Source organism: Pseudomonas sp. MSSRFD41 (genome assembly GCF_014230245.1).
GTDB classification, from domain to species: Bacteria; Pseudomonadota; Gammaproteobacteria; order Pseudomonadales; family Pseudomonadaceae; genus Aquipseudomonas; species Aquipseudomonas piscis.
Window position 1 is genome coordinate 212,466 of sequence record NZ_JACKZK010000009.1, and the last position, 18,319, is coordinate 230,784.

The window sequence follows — 18,319 nt, forward strand, 5'->3', positions numbered from 1 at the left end:
ACGGCTTGACGCTACCCGCCGCACGGCTTGACACTTTGCGCCAAACAACAATCGAGAGCTCGCATGAGCCAGCCACTGCACCGGCGCGTGGTTCCAGAAACCTACGTGCAACTGCTTTACGACTACCTGAAAGCCCAGGGACACGATCCGGTTTCAGTGCTCGAAGAACCTTGGCCGCAGCCGGATCCGAACGGCGCCGGAGGAGTCGACGTCGAGCACTGGGAACATATGCTGGCCATGGCTGCGCGGCAGTTGGGCGATCCGCTGCTGGGCATCCACCTGGGCCGGACGATCAGCGCCCGACACTTTGGAGTGCTCGGTTCGGTGCTCCTGGCCTGCAACACCCTCGAAGCGGCCCTGGCGCGCCTGGAGCGTTATCTGCGCCTGGTGTTCGATGTCCTGCCGATGTACCGCCGTGAAGGACAGGGCTGGGTGGAAATCGTCTGGGACACCAGCGAGTACCAGCCCGGTCCCTTGGTCAATGAAACGGGAATCGTGGCGATGGTCCAGTTCTGCCGCGACCTGGTCGTTGGCGTGGTCGATCCGATCCAGATCGACTTCAATCATCAAGGTCCCACTAACCCTGGCCCTTATGAAGAATTCTTTGGCTGCCCCGTGCGTTTTGCCCAGGCGCAAGCGGTGATGCGCTTTGCCCCGGATGTGCTGGCGATGCCGCTGAAAAGCCCTGACCCGGCGCTGATCACATTGCTGGAACAGCATGCGGACCGGCTCCTGGCACAACTGCCACAGCAGGACGAGATGGTGGAGCAGGTACGCAAGACCATTGCCAGGGAGCTGCACGAGGGTGAACCAAGCATCGAGCGAATCGGGGCCCGGCTTCGTCTCTCCCCGCGGACCCTGCAACGGCGCCTGCAAGAGACCGGCACCACTTTTCGCGGCGAACTGAACCTGGTCCGCCATGAACTGGCCTTGTCATACCTGCGCGACCCGCGCCTGCAGATCGTCGATATCGCCATGCTCCTGGGGTATTCGGAGCACAGCGCCTTCACCCGGGCATTCAAGGAGTGGAGTGGGCAAACGCCGCTTGAAGCCCGGCAGAACCAGCGCTCCTAGGAAGAATGCCGGCCCTTGCTTCAAGGCAGCCCGGGCATTCGCGTCCGGGCCCTTCGCCTGACGACACAGGCCAGGCATGAAAGGTAGGCCCGGGGTCGCTGACGTACCCAGCGATTCATGGAAATACCGGTATAGCGCTCATCTGCCATCAAGCGCTTTCACCCTCGGCCAACCGGCATCACGCTGCCCATTGCGGGCAGCGTGCCGAAAGCTCAAGGCCGTGGCCGTACGAGCGAGGCCCAGAGAGGCTTCAGCCCACGACTTGTTCCGTGGCGTCCTCTGTCCCCTGCTCCTGGGGACGTTCCTTGGGCTTGGACTGCTTGCGTCGCGCCTGCCCACGCTGGCGTGAGGCCTGCTGCCTGGCATGCAGCGCCTGGGAGGCGGTGACCGTACCAGCAGCCTGGCCATCCAGGTCGAGCCGCGGCGCATCCTGGGTCATGCAGGTCCAGTAGCGACTGCCCTTGCACCAGGTAGCGATACCCAGCTTGAGCTGCTCGCTGGTCAGGCCGAGCAGTTCCAGGTGCTGCTCGGCATCCTTGAAGATGCCCTCCTTGAGCGGAACCTTGGGCGCCGGATTGACCGGAAAGGCCAATGGAAAGTGCTTCTGCAATCGCCAGATGGCCTCTACCGCAGGATCTTGCTCACGGGGCTTGGTGTGCGGCGCAGGCTTGCGCTTACCCTGTTTGCTGCTTTCAGTTTTTACCTGCTGTTGTTCAGCCCGCAGGCGGTCACGTAGCTCAGCTAGTTGCTCAAAACCCATCGTTCATTTCAGCTTCATGGTTGATTCGTGGCGCAAGATTACCCCAAGCAGTCGTTTGGAGCAGCCTAAACCAACAACGAAATCAACATTGCATTCCGAGCGGCAGCTGGCCTCAAGAACTCGGTTCTCATGCCCACCTTCTGGGCCATCGCCCGCAATGGCGAAAGTACCTGGCGCCGGCAAGGAGCGACTCCTGCTCGAAGAGAGACAACGGGCCAACACGCTCATCGGCCTGCTTCAGCTCGGCTAGCGAACCCTGCATCTTCTCAACAGGGTCCGGTGGATGCGCTGGACAGCCGGCTGCCGAGCGTCAGCAGTTGTTCGAAGGGATATTCACCCAGGCAGGCCTGGTCATATCCCAACCCATGGCAGAGCACCTGGGTTACAGCGCCACAGGGTCTCGTCGCAATAGTGCGCGATGAGCGCTGGTGTCTGCAGGCCGGCGATATCCTGGCGATGGTCGCAAAGAAAGATGATTCGCGCGAACGACCTGGCGATCTGCGCATCGGTACGCCGAAAACGGTTGATCCATTCTTCGCCAGGCACCAAGCCGACTAGGGGGCCCATCGACACCAGGACCATGGTGCTGGACCAGCTCAGGTCATTGTCATCAAGGGTATCGAGCCATGAATGGATCCCGTCTGGCGAGAAGCCGCCAATAGCGGCCATGCCACTTCGCTGGCTTTATTGGCAGAGCCACACCTACAACGTACTCCTCACTCGTTTGTCGCCATTACATCTGTCTGCCATTTCGAGCAGAGATCGCAACGGTGGTCGGCGAATCGGCAAGTGGTACGAACTTGCGCGTCGCGCCATCAAGCGCATCGATTCCACCCGCTTCGATGTCGTAGACCCAGCCGTGCAAGTTCATGCGCCCCTGCTCGAGCGCCAGTGCCACGGATGGATGCGTACGCAGGTTCGCCAGTTGTGCGATCACGTTCTCACGCACTAGGCCATCGAGCTTCGCGCTGGGTGTGTCGAACTCATGGGCCGCGTTGATCGCTTTTGCGGCGTCCGCGTGGCGTAGCCAGTTGGCGACCGCCGGAAGATGATCCAGGCACGTGCAGCGTGAAATCGCACCCATGGCTCCGCAGTCCGAGTGGCCACAGATCACGATGTCCTGCACCCCAAGTACTGCAACTGCATATTCGACAGTGGCCGAAACGCCGCCCGGCTCGGGACCATAGGACGGCACGATGTTGCCGGCGTTGCGAATAACGAACAGTTCGCCCGGCTCACGCTGCGTGAGGAGCTCAGGTACGACACGACTGTCCGAGCAGGTGACGAACAACGCCTTGGGGTTCTGTGTCGTCGCGAGCTGCTTGAAAAGCTCGATGCGTTGCGGATAAACCTCGCGCTGAAAGCGCAGAAAGCCGTCGATGATGTCACGCATGGAGTCCTCCGAACCCAAATACCAGATGTTGGCGCAAAGCACTCGATAGGCCATCGCGCCGCAGTGCTCGTCATTATTGCAGACGTCGCGCGCTGGCTGTAGATAGGTATCGAGGCATAGCCATCGCGGAGGATACCTGTCTATCGTGACCGGCAGGCTTCTGCCTTGCCTGCATTTATACCGTTGAAGCTTGAGATCGCTGTGGCGATGTCAGCTGAGCAGGATATAGCCCGCATCGATATTTCTTCCGGGCAGCGAACAGTCACTGTGAACTGGCCGATCTCCGACCCGGACGGTTGCGCTCGCTTCATCCGCAGTCGCTCCCAATGATCCGCATCGACCCCATCTGGCTCGCCACCGAGCCCATGGATATGCGCGCTGGCATCGAAACAGCCCTTGTCCGTATGATCGATTCGGTGCAGCGAAGCCGCACTGCGCTTATCTGTTCGCCAACCGCCGCGCCAATCGGATGAAAGTACTGGTACATGACGTCATTGGTATCGGGTTGGTGGCGCGCCGCCTGAATGGACTCGACCCCTATGTTTATTTCAAGGACGTGGTGACGCGGCTTCCTACGCAGCGAGCATTTGAAATTGATCAGTTATTGCCGCATAAATGGACGCACATATGTCATTGCTCTTGAGAATTCTTGTAGAACGGTGGTTCGAATGACTTCATATTCATGTTTGCTCAAGCTGCCGTCAGTGCAGACTTACCAAGCACTACGGACGGGCTCCGGCCTTAGCGGCAAGACAGATGAAGCCTCTGTACGAGGTCTGCCCAATACCCTCTTCGCCGTTCAAATCCTATATGGGACTCTACCCGTGGGAATGGGGCGCGTGATCGGTGACGGAGGATGCTTCTTCCAAGTTGTGGATATAGCCGTCCTTCCCGCGCATCAAGGAAAAGGCTTAGGGAAACGAATCATGGCGGAAATCATGAAATACATCCAAGCCAACGTTCCTGAAAGTGGGTATGTCAGCCTTATCGCGGATGGCCAAGCACAAGACCTTTACGCACAGTTTGGTTTTATTCAAACGGCACCACATTCTGTAGGTATGGCTTACAGTATCCCACCTAGGCCTACCGGTCACACATCTTGATGTTACGAACACAGGAGGTGGTACAGGCCGACGATTACAAAGCATCGCTCCAGTTGCAGGTGCTCCTGGACGATACAGGCTATGAATGGTTTGGCGAAAGGGCTTAGGCGGCGGATGAAATCCTGGAAATAAGGGCGATCGCGTCCACTTAAAAATACGCGGACACCATCGCCCTTGAAGCTGGAGATTGGTAGGCGACTTGCCCGCACGGTTACGCTATATCAGATAATAACCACTTATATTCCAACCTTAATTACATCGGCGCTGTAGCGGATATCAAGTAGAGAAAAAGCGATCTTTCAAATGGCCAGCCGCCTCTCCATAGGCTGAAAGATCAGTCCGGCAAACTCACCCACCTCTCCTGACAATGTAAAACCGTATCGTTCGTAAGCGGCCACTGAAGACAGCGACGCTCTGACTGTTATCACATTGGCTCCGGCCTGCTCGAGAGCTGCACTCACCAAGCGCTTGCCAACACCACGGCGCTGCCAAAGGGGGGCAACGAACAGCATCGCCACATGACACCCTTCCTTTAACTCGATCAGCCCAACCAGAGTTCCCTCTGCGACACAAACCAGCATTAGGCTGTTACTTGCCATTCGTTCGGCAAACGCTTCCTGTGCGGCTACCTTTGAGAAGGTTTCCACGCCCTGCGCCGACAGCGAGGGTGCAACCGCCATCATGAAAGCCTCCAGGCACAGGGCATTAGCGCTCGGCAGGTCTTCGTGAGTCATCTTACGTATCTGCATATTCGTCGTCCGTGGCGTGAGTAGAGTGCTTCTATACTAGGGCACTTGACCTTGCGATACCTAGCAACGCCTCGGCGAACAGATACCGACATGCGCGACAGGTATCGTCCTGGCTCGCATCGAACCTCTCATGCCATGCGGTATAGGTCGTGTAGCCCTGCTGAGCAGATACCTCTCGGTGTCAAGCACGCATCATATGGACTACCAGGCCCACTACGGCGCAGGCAACCAACACCTGGATCACACCTCGCTTAAAACGGAACAGGGCCACGGCAGCCGCAACCGCGATCAGCGCGCAAGGCCAGTCGAACACCCCGCTGAAACCCTCTGGCCAGAGCACGTGATAGCCGAAGAACATGGCAAGGTTGAGGATCACCCCTACCACGGCGGCCGTGATCCCCGTCAGCGGTCCGGTAAATTTAATCTCATTGTGGGTCGACTCCACCAAAGGGCCACCGACCAGGATGAAAAGGAAGGACGGCAGGAAGGTGAACCAGGTGACGAGGCTTGCCGCGACTGCGCCGGCAAGGAAGGGGTGTTCCGTACCCAACATCGGCTGCATGTAACCACCGACGAAACCGACGAAGGCTACCACCATGATCAGTGGTCCTGGCGTGGTTTCCCCCAGGGCGAGGCCATCGATCATCTGGGCTGGCGTTAGCCAGCCATAATGCCCGACAGCGCCCTGGTAGACATAGGGCAGCACGGCGTACGCTCCTCCAAAGGTCAACAGTGCAGCCTTGGTGAAGAACCAGCCCATTTGCGTCAGGGGGCCATTCCAGCCAAACGCAAGCGTCAGCAGCCCCATCGGCAAGGCCCAGAGCATTGCGCCGATCAGGACCAGGCGCAGCAAATGCGCTACTCGAAAACGCGCATGCTCAGGCGCTGGCGTGTCGTCGTCGATCAGGGCCGGACCATAGCTGCTCTTGGTCGTCCCATGACCGCCACCAATCATGAATTTACCGGGCACGAAACGCCCCCCCATATAGCCGACGATACCGGCAACCAGCACGATCAGCGGGAAAGGCACGTTGAGGGCGAAAATGGCTACGAACGACGCCGCGGCCATGGTCCATAGCCAGCCATTCTTCAGCGCACGCGAACCAATCCGGTGGGCAGCGTGTACGACAATGGCCGTAACCGCCGGCTTGATGCCATAGAAGATCCCCGCGACTACCGGCACCTCGCCAAAGGCGACGTAGATCCAGGACAAGCCAATCAGGATGAACAGCGAAGGCAACACGAACAGCACACCGGCAATCACGCCCCCCCAGGAGCGGTGCATGAGCCACCCGATGTAGGTGGCTAGCTGCTGAGCTTCAGGGCCCGGCAATAACATGCAGTAGTTCAGCGCGTGCAGGAATCGCTTCTCGCTGATCCAGCGTCGGCGCTCAACCAGCTCTTGATGCATGATCGAGATTTGCCCGGCGGGCCCGCCAAAGCTGATAAAGCCCAGCTTGAGCCAGAACAGAAACGCTTCAAACAAGCCAATCGGCTTCTGAGCAGCGAGTGGCTGTTCGCTTACTCCGGAGGGGGTCTCAACCATGTGGGGTTTCCTCGTGTGCGAAAGCCGTCAGCAAGCTGTCGAAGATGCCCCCGGCGACTATTGTCAGTTGATCGTCGTCGCCAATGCTTTCTCTCATGCCCGCTAAGACACGCTCGATGCCTGGCGCCTCGCAAGGCTGGCTTCCACCTACATCCAAGTAATGGACGACAGCGGCCAACCGGGAAAGGCCCGGCTGCTGAACGGCAAAGCTCTCGATAAGGGTTTCGAAGGACACTCGCTGGCCGACGTGGCTGAACCGGGCACCATCGAAATCGAAGCCGAGCGCATTGCTTGGGCAGTCGTTGGGGCTGTCCAGCCAAATGAATTGCGCATCGGCATCGATGAAGCGGCGAATCAGCCAGGCGCATGCCAACCGATCCACCCAGGGACGCTTTCGGGTCGCCCATCGGCGCCCCTGATAGTCGCTGCTCTCCAGCCGATCAATGGCCTCGTCGCATGCATGGGGCTCATCGTAAGACAGTGCACGGCTGATGGCCGCCTCAAACTCCTGAAGTGCCGAGTCGGCTTGGGCTTTGAGCAAGCCGGGAAAGAAATCGATGGCTGCCAACTGGTCGAAGGACTTTCTGAGCTTACGCACCTGCCGTGCTGCCTGCAGCGCGTTGTCTGACGATAGCTTGGCCCTGCGCCCTGCAATGTCCTCCATCAACTTGGTGTACTCATCGCTTCTGTCGAACAGCTCACTGAAGCGCTCTTCACTCTCAGACAAGGACAAGAGATACGCCGTGCCGTTGATAGCCAGCACATCGCGCTTCACCGTTTCAAGCATCTCGCGTCCAGCGCCTTGTTCCGGAAGCAAATACACGCCATCGCGCAGTACTGCGGCACCAGAGGCTTTCAGGGTCCTCCAGGCGCGCATCCGTTCAGTGGCATTAGCCGTCGGCAAGCCGAGAATCAGCAATGACCAACCAATCATGTAGAGAACTCAACATAAAATGTATCCTCTTCTACATTAGTTTGACTTTAGCCAAAAGCAAAAATGCTCATCAAGCCAACTGAATAGAACGCCGCATCGTCAAAGAATGCCTGACTGGATGACCTTAATCGCGCAAGTATTCCTTGACGTAGCGCACTGTCATTTCCAACGTTCGCGTCATGTCGGGATGAGCGAACTGATACTTCCTTTCAAGCTGCTTGCTAGCGCTCATGTCAAAGCGTTGCGTCTGAATGAAATCCAATGACTCAGCACTGATCCCGAATCGGGATGCCAGGCCGGGAATCATCAAAAGCCACCGAAGCAACCTCATTGCTACATAGCGGCGGGGCGCCTTGACTTGCAGCGTTGTTGCCATCTGCTCCAGCATCCCCTGTAGGTTCGGTGTGCCGTCATAGAGAGCCAGGACCTGCCGGTTGGCCATCGAAGGGTCGAACGCCACGCAGATAATCATTGTCACGAGGTAATCGACACTGACCAATGGCAGCCAGTGCCTAGCGGAACCGGGGACGGCCTTGAACCGGCCTTGGGCCAGATTGCGGATGAGTTCGGCCAGAGGCTGTCCCTCCAGGATGTGCCCGCTCTCGCTGTGGCCGCACACCGTGGCAGGATGAACGATCGTGTAGTCCGCATTCGCTTCCTGCATATAACGGATGACTGCGAAATGGGACTCGAGCTTGCTGCCTTCATAGCCACCAACACGGCTGTAGACTGCGGGCCAGTCGGTGTTTTCAGGGCACTCATGATCCACCCCGATATTGGCCAGGTGACTAAGGTTTTGCAGCATGAAGCCGCCCACCATCAGCAATCGGATGCGCTGGCTCGCCGCAAGCCTGGCGACTCTCAGCGCCCCTTGTACGTTCACTGCACGCGCGGCGTCCATGGTCAGCCCCCAGGAGAATTGCGCAGCGAGGTGAAAAACCACAGAGACCGAAGCCAGGCATTGCGTGGCGGCCTCGCTCAGTCCAAGCCCCTCCCTGCTAATATCGCCTTCAACAGCGTGGACATAGGCAGGATCACCGCCCAAGCGACCCACCTGCTCTCTGAGACGGTTGATGTTTTCTGGGTTGCGCATAAGCACCCAGGTTTTGTGCCCCGCCGCAGTAAGATGGGCCAGCAAATGTTGCCCCACAAATCCACTGCCGCCTGTAACGAAGCATTCCGCACTCATGCCTGACTCCTTGTTTGAATGATCGGCGCAGGCCAAGGTATAGAGTCAACTCTATAGTCAAGGAATTTTTACTGTGAATATTGGAGAGCTGGAGCGTCGAAGTGGCATCGGCCGCCATGCATTGCGCTATTACGAACAGCTCGGGCTTATAACGGCCCATCGTCAGGCCAACAACTACCGCACCTACAGCGAGCAGACCGTTGGCGATCTGGCCTTCATTCAGAGCGCGCAGGATGTGGGCTTTTCACTCGCTGAGATTGGAGAAATCCTTGCGGCCAAGCGGGGTAATACGATCAATTGCGCCCAAGGTGCAGCCTTGGTCGCCAGCAAGATGGCCGAAATCCAAACGAAGATAACCACCCTGCAAGCCACGTATGTTTTCCTGGACGCAGAGCGTGCGAAGCTTGAAGCCAGCGCCATTGCCCTCGGGCAAATTGTTGCTCCGCCTCCGAGTCCATGAGACCGCCTTGTCGACCACGTGCTGCTAAAACCCGAATTTCTTGTAGGTCGTCACAGGCCTGGCCGGAAATCGAGCAGCCCGCGGGCCGATACTACCGCTGCCGCATGTCTGCTTTGGGTCCAGGCCGTGTGAAAACACCTGCGCTTGTCTAACCTTCTCTTCTGTTCGTCGAGATCGTGGCGGGAACGAAGCGGGTCATTACCGGCTTGCCAAACCTCGAGCTGCTGCGCCCTGTCCAAGCAATTGCAGTTCTTAAGACAGTAGCGCCCTCAGTTGCTCGGGAACCTCAATAACTTCTTTGGTAACCGGCGAGACACAGACCTGCGTAAGACTAGAAGTAAATGCTCTGACATCTGGCGCTACATGACCCTCGACTTGAAATGTGAACGAGTGGAGCCCAACACTGGAAACACTTACTGTCATCGAAAGCTCATCATCCCAAGTGACCGGACGAAGAAACTCTAGCGAGAAAGCCCTTGCTGGAGGCAGTAGATTAAACCCCAGCAGGGTTCTTAATCCGGGACCGGAAAGCCACACTGTAAGTGCATCATGAACGGCCTCAATAACGAAGTACGAAAACCTAGGTGTATAGACTATCCCCTCTGGATCACAGTCGCCGAACAACACCTTTCTCTTAATAATCACAGCGTTCGCCACAAGATCAACCCTCAATATTGAGTGACACGGATCGCAAGACCACATCGCAGCTCCTGCGTGTTAGGGTCGGACAATACCTCCCTCGCCGTTCAAAGCCAGCCGCAGCAGCGGCCCAGGACAAGTCATGCCTGAAATAAAAGAACGTCCGATCCCGCCCGGCGGGTCGATGATGCACGCCATCCATGGAAGACGGCGAAGATGGACGCGACTTTTGGGATTCACTGAGTGATCGTCGGTACCAAGCCGCCCCATCGAATGCACCGAGCAGGCCATGCACCTCATGAGCGAGCACCACGAAGTGCTTGGCCTTGGCAGCGACTATTTGGAAGATCACCATCGACAAGCCGCAGGACAACCAGATCAACGATCTGTACCTGCTCAACCCTGCCGCCAAGGCGATCGTCGCCCAGTAGAACCGCCTGCCCCTCCAGCGTTGCCAGCCAACGCGCAAGAGTCAGCTTTGATCTGGTAGCTCGTACTCAAATTTGTATGAATGCCGCCCCTCGGTGATCGTAATGACCATGCGACCCAAGTTTTGCCCTGGCAACGGGCAAAAGCCGATATCTGGGGGCGCGCGGACGAATTCGCTACAGGGAAACGCCCACCTCACCGTGCACTCGGCCCTCTACCAAGGCCTGGATCTCTGCGAAGACATCTGAACCTAGGCTCGCCGGGACGCCCCAATAATCAAAGATCCCGCCCTCATCTCGATTTTGGCCACACGTCACAAAAACGCCGGTTCCAAACTTCTGCTTCAGGTGCATTGCCAACCAGCCAACGAACCCGCTGTTGTCGGCGCCTTCCGGAAAATGGAACCGGAAGACAGTAAACAGCTCTTGCTCGAAGTCCGCACAAGGGACTAGCTGACTCCATACCTTGTCATCTCGTACAAGCGCCAGTGCATCTGGGTGTACGGCACCAGGAAACGATGACAAAGGAAACTCCAGAAACGCGTAAGTCCCGGGGAAGAACCGGACATGCGCTTCGGTAATTACATGCAACAGTCTGCGCTCCGTATCCCGTGCCGCTTCATGGGAAATGTTCACCATTTTCATACTCTCCGTTTCGTAAAGCGTGCAGCGCTTCTTTTTATTGACCCATGAAATGCTAAGCATGAAGATCTTAAAGATAAATGTTCAATATCAAATAACATTGACAACCAAAGGTTGTAGATATGGATAAGTTGAAAAGCATGGCGGCGTTCGTAGCGGCAGCTGAGTCAGACTCCTTCTCGGCAGCGGCTGCCGTATTAGGCGTGACTCCACAGCTGATTGCCAAGCAGGTCGGCAATCTGGAATCTCAGCTAGGGCTCAAACTGATCACCCGAACCACTCGCCGCCAAAGCTTGACCGCCGTGGGCAGGGAATATTACTCGCGCTGCAAGGCTATCCTGAGTGACGTTGAAGACGCCGATGAACTGGCGTTGTCAGCAAACTCGACTCCGCGCGGAAAAATCAGGATCAGCGCGCCTTATAATTATGGTTCTCATCGACTCATCCCTTTCCTGACCCAATACCTGACGCGTTACCCGGAAACGGAAATCGAGTTGGAGTTGACGGACAGGTTCGTGAATATCGTAGAAGAGGGATTCGAAATCGTGTTTCGGCTAGGCAAACCCCAGCTGGCCGACAGCGCGGCATTGGTTCAACGCGGCTTGAGGCCTTTCAGGATGTTCGCTTGCGCATCCCCCGCTTATCTGGCGCGCAAAGGGATCCCGCTCCATCCCGAACAACTCGTGGATCATGATTGCCTGGGCTATCTCTTCGCCGATCGAATGACGGATAAACTCTGGCGATTCACCAAAAACAAGCAGACGTTCACGGTCCCCATTGTCAGTCGACTGAAAGTCAATAACACCCAGGCCAAGGTGAACGCCGCATTATCAGATTTCGGCATCACGCTCTGCGTCGAGGATGTACTGATGCCCTACGTGCAACGGGGTGAACTGGTCGTGCTCTTCGAGGAATTCGAAGGACCCACGTATCCCGTCAATCTGATCTATTCCTTCGACCGTCGTCCCTCCGCAAAGCTCAGGCACTTCATAGACGAAGTCGTTGTTGCATTGGGTTCGCCGCAGGCCTGACAGAGCAAGGGCTGGTTGCGTACAGCTTGAATGCAGGAGTGCTGGGTAGTGAGGGCGAAATCATCTGATCGTCGCTGGGTCATGGCCGTCCAGCCTGATGCCGATGGGACTGGCAGTCATCCGTTACAGGATGTCCACTGTGGGCCCAGGCTGGGTGAAAACGCCCTGAATAGGTCGAAAACTGAAAGTCGCGAGAATGGCCTTGGGAATAAACGGGCGGCCGCATGAATTACCTTAGTCAGCTACATGTACGGACGATCAAACGGTGGATCATGCCCTGATCGCTTCAAGCAGTCCTGCGCTGGCGAAGACGCTCATCATTCGCTTGAAGTTGTAGGCGAGCGCATGAAGGCTCATCTCGGCACTTACGATCTCGACGATCAGAAGGTGGGACAATCGCAAGCGTTTTCACACAGCCTGGACCCAAATCCGTCATTCGAACTGAACCCTTGGGTACCTTCGATTACTTCGTAATCGTGAAACGATACGCCTGTTCTTGCAGGTACGTTTTGATTAGCGCGGCCAATTGCCGGGCAGCGGGTGACCGCATGCTGCCACCCGCATGATTGGCAACATACGGCCAGAAGCGGCCTGTCGATAGCAGATGATCAGAACACCCTCTTCACCATCCCAGGCTTGCAGACGGCGTACACCTGAACGGCCTTCGGTTTTTCATGAGGGCTGCGTTTCACGCACGAACTCGATCAGCGCCTGTAGCGCTGGTGGTACGTGACGCCGGCTGGAGTAATAGATAAAAAACCTGCTTGGCAGGGCTTTCCAGTCTTCAAGAATTTCCTCCAGTTGCCCTTGAGCCAGGTAGTCCCTGGCCATCTCCTCATACACGTACGCGATCCCGGCACCGTCCTTCGCGGCTTGGATCATCAAGGTGTCATCTTCCAGTATCAACGGTCCTGCCACGGCCAGGCGCATGGGCTGGCCCTCGGCAAGATACTCCCACTTGTACAGTTTGCCGCTTGGGAAACGCCTGCCGATGCAGGCGTGCTCAAGCAGCCTCTGTGGCGTGCCCGGTGTGCCGTGCTTCCTGAGGTAAGCGGGAGCAGCCACGGTGACAAATCCCTGCGGTGAGCCCACCGGGACGGCGATCATGTCCCCGGCAAGGCTCTCGCCGAAGCGCACGCCGGCATCGAAACCTTTGTCGATGATGTCGCTCAAGCCATCGTCAGTCACCAGCTCCACGTTGATACGTGGGTAGGCGGCAATGAATGGCGCCAGCAATGGCGCAATGACGAGACGGGCTGCGGGTCGCGATACGTTCAGTCGCAGCGTACCGGTGGGAACTTCCTGTTTGAAAGTCAGCTCATGCAGCCCTTTGGCGACCTCCGCCAACGCTGGAACCAGCGTGGCGAGCAGTTGATGGCCCGCTTCAGTGGGCGTCACGCTGCGCGTGGTACGGTTGAGCAACCTGACCCCCAGCCTGCCCTCCAGGGCACGCATGGCGTGGCTCAGTGCCGATGCAGATACGCCTCGCTCATCGGCTGCTTTGCGAAAGCTGTGATGGCGAGCCACTGCAGCGAAGGCGTCGAGTTCGGAAAGATCGCATGGGGCTTTCATGAATAGGATTCAGTAGTTCAAACACGATTGGCTATCTTATCGTCAGCAACCCCCTGAGGGACACTTTGCGCATCAATCGACGTGAGGTGTTTATGCAAAAGAATCGACTGGGTACATCCGAGTTGTTGATTTCGCCCATTGGCATGGGCACTTGGGCCATTGCGGGGCAAGGGTGGGAGTTCAGCTGGGGGGCACAAGATGACCGCGATAGCTTGGCGGCACTGGAGTACGCGGTAGAGCGCGGCGTCAACTGGATCGACACGGCGGCGGTCTATGGGCTCGGCCATGCTGAGCGGTTGACGGGACAATTGCTGCGTCAGGTGCCGGCTTCGCGTCGCCCATTGGTATTCACCAAAGGCAGTCTGGTGTGGGATCCCGAGACCCGTGAGATTTCTCATTCGCTCGCCCCCCAGTCACTGATGAAAGAGATCGAGGACAGCCTGCGTCGCTTGCAGGTCGATGTCATCGATCTCTATCAGATTCACTGGCCAGCGTTCCCGGCAGAGGGGACCTGCGAAGGCATCGAGGAGGCTTTGGCGACTTTGGCCCACGCCAAGGCACAGGGCAAGATAAGGGCAATTGGTGTGTCGAACTTCGATGTTCCCCAGCTTGAGCGAGCCCGCTCAGTCACCGATATCGCCTCCCTTCAACCGCCGTATTCAGTTTTGATGCGTGATATCGAGGACCATATTCTGCCTTACTGCGCAACGGCGCAGGTCGGCGTGATTGCCTACTCGACTTTACAATCAGGCCTACTGACGGGAAGCATGACCCGCGAGCGGATTGCACAACTGCCCGACGACGACTGGCGAAAATCGCGCAGCGCCGACTTCCAGGAGCCTCGCCTCAGCAAGAATCTCGCCTTGGTAGAAGTGATGGCAAACATTGGTGCCAGGCATGGAGTCACTGCGGCGGCCATCGCCATTGCTTGGGTGCTGCGTGATGCGGCTGTCTCCGGCGCGATAGTAGGCGCACGCCGGCCCGAACAGGTGAATGGGTTGATCGACGCCATCAGCGTTCGTCTTGGCCAGGCTGAAATAGAAGAAATAAGCCACTATTTACCTGAAGGCATGGGTACGAACGTACCTAGCAGTGTGGCCTGAGTGGACTTGCCCCTATCAAACCGGACACCGGCACCCCGTTAAGTTGATGCCTCAGCCAGGCGCCTGGCCGGCCCTGGCTCATGCTGTCGACGCAACAGGCCCAAGCCCCGGCGATAGCCATATGCGCCGACAGCCTGCTTGTTCTGCTCGACCAGGGCCGCATCGAGCGTCCGGCGACGACGCGGCTGCGCCCTCGCAGTGGGCTGTTGGAGCCGAGCCGTCAATGGCGAGCGCGCCACACCGAGACGCTCAATGACTGCTTTCACTGGTCGTCCCCGGCAGCAAGGGTGAGTGCGCAATCCATTTTCGTGACCGGGCGATCTCCACCGCTTCCTTGAGGATCTCGGCCTCCATGGTCTTCTTGCCCAGTATCCGTTGCAGTTCACGCATCTGCTTGACGGCTTGCGCCACTGGAACAACTGGTTGGCATTGATGCCGTTGCGCCGAGCGACACGCTTTGCCCTGGCTCAAGGCTCTCGCGAACCATGGCCAACTTTTGCTCTGGGCTCCAGCGGCGTCGCCGCTACTGGCCCAAAAGCTCCCCACTCTTATCGTTGCTGTTAGTCATAAACATAACCGTTTGCCTATCCCTTCTCGTAAGGGGGAAACGGTGTCCTGTCTTTTATGGTGCTCGTTCAACAATCACGTAAATAAAAACGGGATAGCTATTGCCCATAACGCGGATAGAGCATCCCGCGGCCCCAGCGCACCATCGTGTTTAGTCGGCCCAAGACGTCAAGAGAACAACGAGCCGACTTCCATCACCACTTCCTACTGTCCTCAAAAATATCGGGTTTTTCATTTGAAAAAGTCCGAACACAATTACATCAGTCTGGAGCGCATAAGGTGAAATACCTTCAAAACTTTGGAGACAAATATGTAAAAAACCGTGGTCACCTGATCGTTAGCCTCATCGTCGGATGCTCCATTCATATCAAAGCTCATGCCGTTGACCTTCCCGTGGTCAACCTGGGTTCGACGACGTTCTATGATGGCGCTGAGGTACCCGGTGGCAAAGGCTGGAGCGCATCGTTGTTCTACCAGAACTACCGCGGCAGAAAGATCACCGACAACAAAGGGCATGAAATCGGCTTGCCGAAGTCGAGCACCAACATAGACAGTGTGCTGATGCAGCTGATTTATCAGGGAAGTGGTGGCCCCCACGATTCCGATTGGGGGTTTTCAGCGGTTCTGCCAGTGGTCACCAAGAACCTTGTCGACGATGGCTTGAACAATACCGTGCTCGACGGTTCAGAAGGTCTGGCTGACCTCAACATTGGCTTTTACTTGCAGTTCAAACCAATCATGGGCGACGAGGGCCCTCGCTTTGTCCATCGCCTGGAGGCAGATGTAATCGCTCCCGTGGGCGACTACAAGAAACATACTGCGATCAACCCAGGGGCAAACTTCTGGTCATTTAATCCATATTGGGCTGCGACGTTTTGGGCTAGTTCCAAAACCACAATTTCGTGGCGCCTGCACTACCTGTGGAACGCTAAAAACGATGCTCCCTCACCAGAGACCTATGGCGATGGGGTCGATGATGTACAGGCCGGGCAAGCGGTGCATCTGAATTTCAACACTCTTTACGCATTCACCCCGAAATTTTCGGCAGGTGTGAACGGGTACTGGCTCAACCAGTTCACCGATACAAAAATCGACGGTGATTCAGTATCTGGACGACGCGAAAAAGTTTTCGCCATCGGCCCCGGCGCTATGTTTGCGTTCTCTCGCCAAGACGTAGTGATTGCCAACCTTTACTTCGAATCCGAAGCTCGCAACCGCCCTGAAGGCAACCGCTTTGTCATGCGATGGGTACACAAACTATGAACCTGTCCCAATCAATTCCTGTGTCTGTTAATGGAGTATCTGGCATGAAAATGTCGTCGCTCAACATCATTCAGCGCACCACGCTAAAACAATGGAAAACCATTAGCCTTCTGATGGGGGTCATTGCCCAGTTATTTCTGGCGGGTGACTGGTATGGGTTCGCAGCAGTCATTCCCTTTGTCACAGAAACGTTGCATTTGTCGCCACTGCAAATCGGTATCGTACAAGGCTCCTTCTCCATCACCTACGCATTGGGTATGGTTTTTTGGGCCGCATGGGGAAGTCGAATTTCGACACGTGCACTGTACTGTTGTGGCCTGCTGGGTGTTGGCGTGTTCATGTTATTGCAGTCGCAAGTCACGTCGTATGAAGCGATGGTAGCCGCACGTTTGATGGTGGGTTTTTTCGATGCCGCGGTGTGGATCGCAGCAGCAAAATTGGTTGTTACATGGTTCCCTCCAGCTCAGCGCGGTAGAGCATTGAGCGCGTTGCTGGCAGCTTTTAGCCTGGCGATCACAGTAGATTTTGCGATCGGGATTCCTCTTGCCGAAGCCGTTGGCTGGCGCGGTTTTTTCGTCGTTCTGGCGATTGGCACTCTGTTTGTCGCATTTTTGGGCTGGGTACTGGTCAAGAGCGAGCGCCGCTGTGTGGGGTTACCCGACTTTGCCTGGGACGACGAGCCCCCCGCCAATCAAGCGGCCGCAAAAGTTAGCCTTATTTTCACGTCACGCTGGTTCTACATTGCGTCGCTCGCGATCTTTGGAGACATGTTTGCTATCTCCGCAACCGCTACCTGGGTGGTTCCAGCCTTTATCGAGACCCAAGGCATGACAACTGCATCAGCGGCCACCATAGGCACCCTGATGGGCGTGTCGCAAATCATCATGTTGCTGTTAGGCGGCTACTGCAGCGACCTGTTCCGACGCCGCGTGCTGATTCTCAAGATCGGCGCCTTGTTGTCTCTGCTCTCGGCACTTTCGTTTCTGATGACCCTTAAGCTGGGTTTACCCTACGGTGGGTTGATCACCGTCGCGGCCATGAGTGGTGTGGCGGTGTTCAGCGGTGGCGCTATTTTCGCCTTGCTGAGTGAGAAGTATGGAGACCAGCTCAGTGGTCATGCTATTGGCTATGCTGAGATGGTTGGCATTTCCTCAACCTTAATCGCGCCGGCCTTAATGGGAGCGATCATTGAAGCCAGCGGTTCATTCGTCGCTGCATTTAGCGCGTTTGCCGGTGTACAGACGGTCATTTTCCTTATCCTGCTGTGTATGCGCAAAGAGTTCCAGGAGGAAAAGAACGGAGTTGTAGGTTTGACGCGAGGTTGAAGGGTTAGAAAGCGAGGCTATCGAACAAGGCGCTCAAGGGTTAGCTCAGAAAATTGCCGGAGTTCAGCTCCGCGATATCCGCCCGAAGGCAGCATCTGAAGTTCTCGATTGGGATGACGCAAGCAGGCTTCTTGGGCACTCGAAAACAGAAACCACAAAGAAGATTTATGTGCGCGTCGGAGCCATCGCCCACCCTAACAAACAGTAAAGTTTTGCTACGCCTGCGCTTTCCTGCAGGCAATAAAAAACCCCGTAGACGTTAATCTACGGGGTTTTCAAGGGTGGAGGCCGAGGTCGGAATCGAACCGGCGTAGGCGGGTTTGCAATCCAGATAAAATTCTATTATTTTCAGTTACTTAGTTATAAATCCGTTCCGCAAGGGCCATCTCCTAGAAAGGCTGTAATCCACGGTCTACGCGGGTCGTGAATTTGATTGCGGAACTGATTTGCGCCCCCCCCCAAGAGGTTCACAACACAACGACAGCCTCCGCTCGATAAGCCTCTAGCTCTACCCCCTCACCAGCTCAGTCGATCCGATGAT

The 18,319-nt window shown here is 56.6% G+C and carries 17 protein-coding genes and 3 pseudogenes; 9 read left to right on the forward strand and 11 right to left on the reverse strand.

Annotated elements, in window-relative coordinates:
• The first annotated feature begins 63 nt into the window (after window positions 1-63).
• Entirely contained in the window at window positions 64-1,074 is a 1,011-nt protein-coding gene (locus H7A76_RS16305) for an AraC family transcriptional regulator (protein ID WP_185699441.1), read from the forward strand.
• A gap of 250 nt (window positions 1,075-1,324) precedes the next feature.
• Here the strand turns inward: H7A76_RS16305 and H7A76_RS16310 are convergent, their stop codons facing one another.
• The 3 genes from H7A76_RS16310 to H7A76_RS16320 form a co-directional block, all read right to left on the reverse strand.
• The gene (locus H7A76_RS16310) at window positions 1,325-1,834 is read right to left on the reverse strand and encodes a ProQ/FinO family protein (protein WP_022639183.1); all 510 of its coding nucleotides are present in this window, start codon (window positions 1,832-1,834) and stop codon (window positions 1,325-1,327) included.
• A 351-nt stretch (window positions 1,835-2,185) separates the two neighbouring features.
• A complete protein-coding gene (locus tag H7A76_RS16315) occupies window positions 2,186-2,503 on the reverse strand; it encodes a hypothetical protein (protein WP_185699442.1) in 318 nt (105 codons plus the stop codon).
• A 64-nt stretch (window positions 2,504-2,567) separates the two neighbouring features.
• Window positions 2,568-3,227 carry a carbonic anhydrase gene (locus H7A76_RS16320; RefSeq protein ID WP_185699443.1) on the reverse strand — a complete coding sequence of 220 codons (660 nt, stop codon included), beginning with the start codon at window positions 3,225-3,227 and terminating at the stop codon, window positions 2,568-2,570.
• Window positions 3,228-3,669: 442 nt separating this feature from the next.
• Between H7A76_RS16320 and H7A76_RS32820 the strand changes: the two are divergent.
• The 3 genes and pseudogenes from H7A76_RS32820 to H7A76_RS16330 all read left to right on the forward strand — a co-directional run.
• Window positions 3,670-3,741: pseudogene (locus H7A76_RS32820) on the forward strand (hypothetical protein); the annotation flags it as partial.
• A gap of 3 nt (window positions 3,742-3,744) precedes the next feature.
• A pseudogene (locus H7A76_RS32825) lies at window positions 3,745-3,870 on the forward strand (transposase domain-containing protein); the annotation flags it as partial.
• A gap of 25 nt (window positions 3,871-3,895) precedes the next feature.
• Window positions 3,896-4,330, forward strand: a complete 435-nt coding sequence (locus tag H7A76_RS16330; RefSeq protein WP_185699445.1) for a GNAT family N-acetyltransferase — start codon at window positions 3,896-3,898, stop codon at window positions 4,328-4,330.
• Between the two features lie 299 nt (window positions 4,331-4,629).
• On the opposite strand, the gene H7A76_RS16335 is transcribed toward H7A76_RS16330, so the two are convergent.
• The 4 genes from H7A76_RS16335 to H7A76_RS16350 all read right to left on the reverse strand — a co-directional run bounded on the left by H7A76_RS16335 (window position 4,630) and on the right by H7A76_RS16350 (window position 8,748).
• Window positions 4,630-5,079 carry a GNAT family N-acetyltransferase gene (locus tag H7A76_RS16335; RefSeq protein ID WP_185699446.1) on the reverse strand — a complete coding sequence of 150 codons (450 nt, stop codon included), beginning with the start codon at window positions 5,077-5,079 and terminating at the stop codon, window positions 4,630-4,632.
• Between the two features lie 181 nt (window positions 5,080-5,260).
• Window positions 5,261-6,625, reverse strand: a complete 1,365-nt coding sequence (gene chrA, locus H7A76_RS16340; RefSeq protein ID WP_185699447.1) for a chromate efflux transporter — start codon at window positions 6,623-6,625, stop codon at window positions 5,261-5,263.
• Window positions 6,618-7,559 (reverse strand): chromate resistance protein ChrB domain-containing protein, encoded by a 942-nt coding sequence (locus H7A76_RS16345; RefSeq protein WP_185699448.1) that lies wholly within the window; start codon window positions 7,557-7,559, stop codon window positions 6,618-6,620. Before H7A76_RS16345 ends, chrA begins: the two co-directional genes overlap by 8 nt.
• A 124-nt stretch (window positions 7,560-7,683) precedes the next feature.
• Window positions 7,684-8,748 (reverse strand): SDR family oxidoreductase, encoded by a 1,065-nt coding sequence (locus H7A76_RS16350; protein ID WP_185699449.1) that lies wholly within the window; start codon window positions 8,746-8,748, stop codon window positions 7,684-7,686.
• A gap of 73 nt (window positions 8,749-8,821) precedes the next feature.
• Here H7A76_RS16350 and H7A76_RS16355 point away from each other — a divergent pair, with 73 nt between their 5' ends.
• Window positions 8,822-9,208 carry a MerR family transcriptional regulator gene (locus H7A76_RS16355; RefSeq protein ID WP_185699450.1) on the forward strand — a complete coding sequence of 129 codons (387 nt, stop codon included), beginning with the start codon at window positions 8,822-8,824 and terminating at the stop codon, window positions 9,206-9,208.
• Window positions 9,209-9,460: 252 nt separating this feature from the next.
• On the opposite strand, the gene H7A76_RS16360 is transcribed toward H7A76_RS16355, so the two are convergent.
• Window positions 9,461-9,910, reverse strand: coding sequence for a thioesterase family protein (locus H7A76_RS16360; RefSeq protein WP_260497990.1), 450 nt, complete (start codon window positions 9,908-9,910; stop codon window positions 9,461-9,463).
• 542 nt (window positions 9,911-10,452) lie between these two features.
• Window positions 10,453-10,980, reverse strand: coding sequence for a DUF6196 family protein (locus H7A76_RS16365; protein ID WP_260497991.1), 528 nt, complete (start codon window positions 10,978-10,980; stop codon window positions 10,453-10,455).
• 59 nt (window positions 10,981-11,039) lie between these two features.
• On the opposite strand from H7A76_RS16365, the gene H7A76_RS16370 reads away from it, so the two are divergent.
• Complete coding sequence (locus H7A76_RS16370) at window positions 11,040-11,948, forward strand: LysR family transcriptional regulator (RefSeq protein ID WP_185699451.1); 909 nt, start codon at window positions 11,040-11,042, stop codon at window positions 11,946-11,948.
• 672 nt (window positions 11,949-12,620) lie between these two features.
• Here the strand turns inward: H7A76_RS16370 and H7A76_RS16375 are convergent.
• Window positions 12,621-13,520 (reverse strand): LysR family transcriptional regulator, encoded by a 900-nt coding sequence (locus tag H7A76_RS16375; RefSeq protein WP_185699452.1) that lies wholly within the window; start codon window positions 13,518-13,520, stop codon window positions 12,621-12,623.
• A 92-nt stretch (window positions 13,521-13,612) separates the two neighbouring features.
• Here H7A76_RS16375 and H7A76_RS16380 point away from each other — a divergent pair, with 92 nt between their 5' ends.
• The gene (locus H7A76_RS16380; RefSeq protein ID WP_185699453.1) at window positions 13,613-14,623 is read left to right on the forward strand and encodes an aldo/keto reductase; all 1,011 of its coding nucleotides are present in this window, start codon (window positions 13,613-13,615) and stop codon (window positions 14,621-14,623) included.
• 83 nt (window positions 14,624-14,706) lie between these two features.
• Here H7A76_RS16380 and H7A76_RS32365 read toward each other — a convergent pair.
• Window positions 14,707-15,110 (reverse strand): annotated as a pseudogene (locus H7A76_RS32365) (IS3 family transposase); the annotation flags it as partial.
• Window positions 15,111-15,469: 359 nt separating this feature from the next.
• Between H7A76_RS32365 and H7A76_RS16395 the strand changes: the two are divergent.
• Together H7A76_RS16395 and H7A76_RS16400 are read left to right on the forward strand one after the other, a co-directional pair.
• The gene (locus H7A76_RS16395; RefSeq protein WP_312026257.1) at window positions 15,470-16,453 is read left to right on the forward strand and encodes a transporter; all 984 of its coding nucleotides are present in this window, start codon (window positions 15,470-15,472) and stop codon (window positions 16,451-16,453) included.
• A 44-nt stretch (window positions 16,454-16,497) separates the two neighbouring features.
• The gene (locus tag H7A76_RS16400; protein WP_260497992.1) at window positions 16,498-17,778 is read left to right on the forward strand and encodes an MFS transporter; all 1,281 of its coding nucleotides are present in this window, start codon (window positions 16,498-16,500) and stop codon (window positions 17,776-17,778) included.
• Window positions 17,779-18,319: the final 541 nt, after the last annotated feature.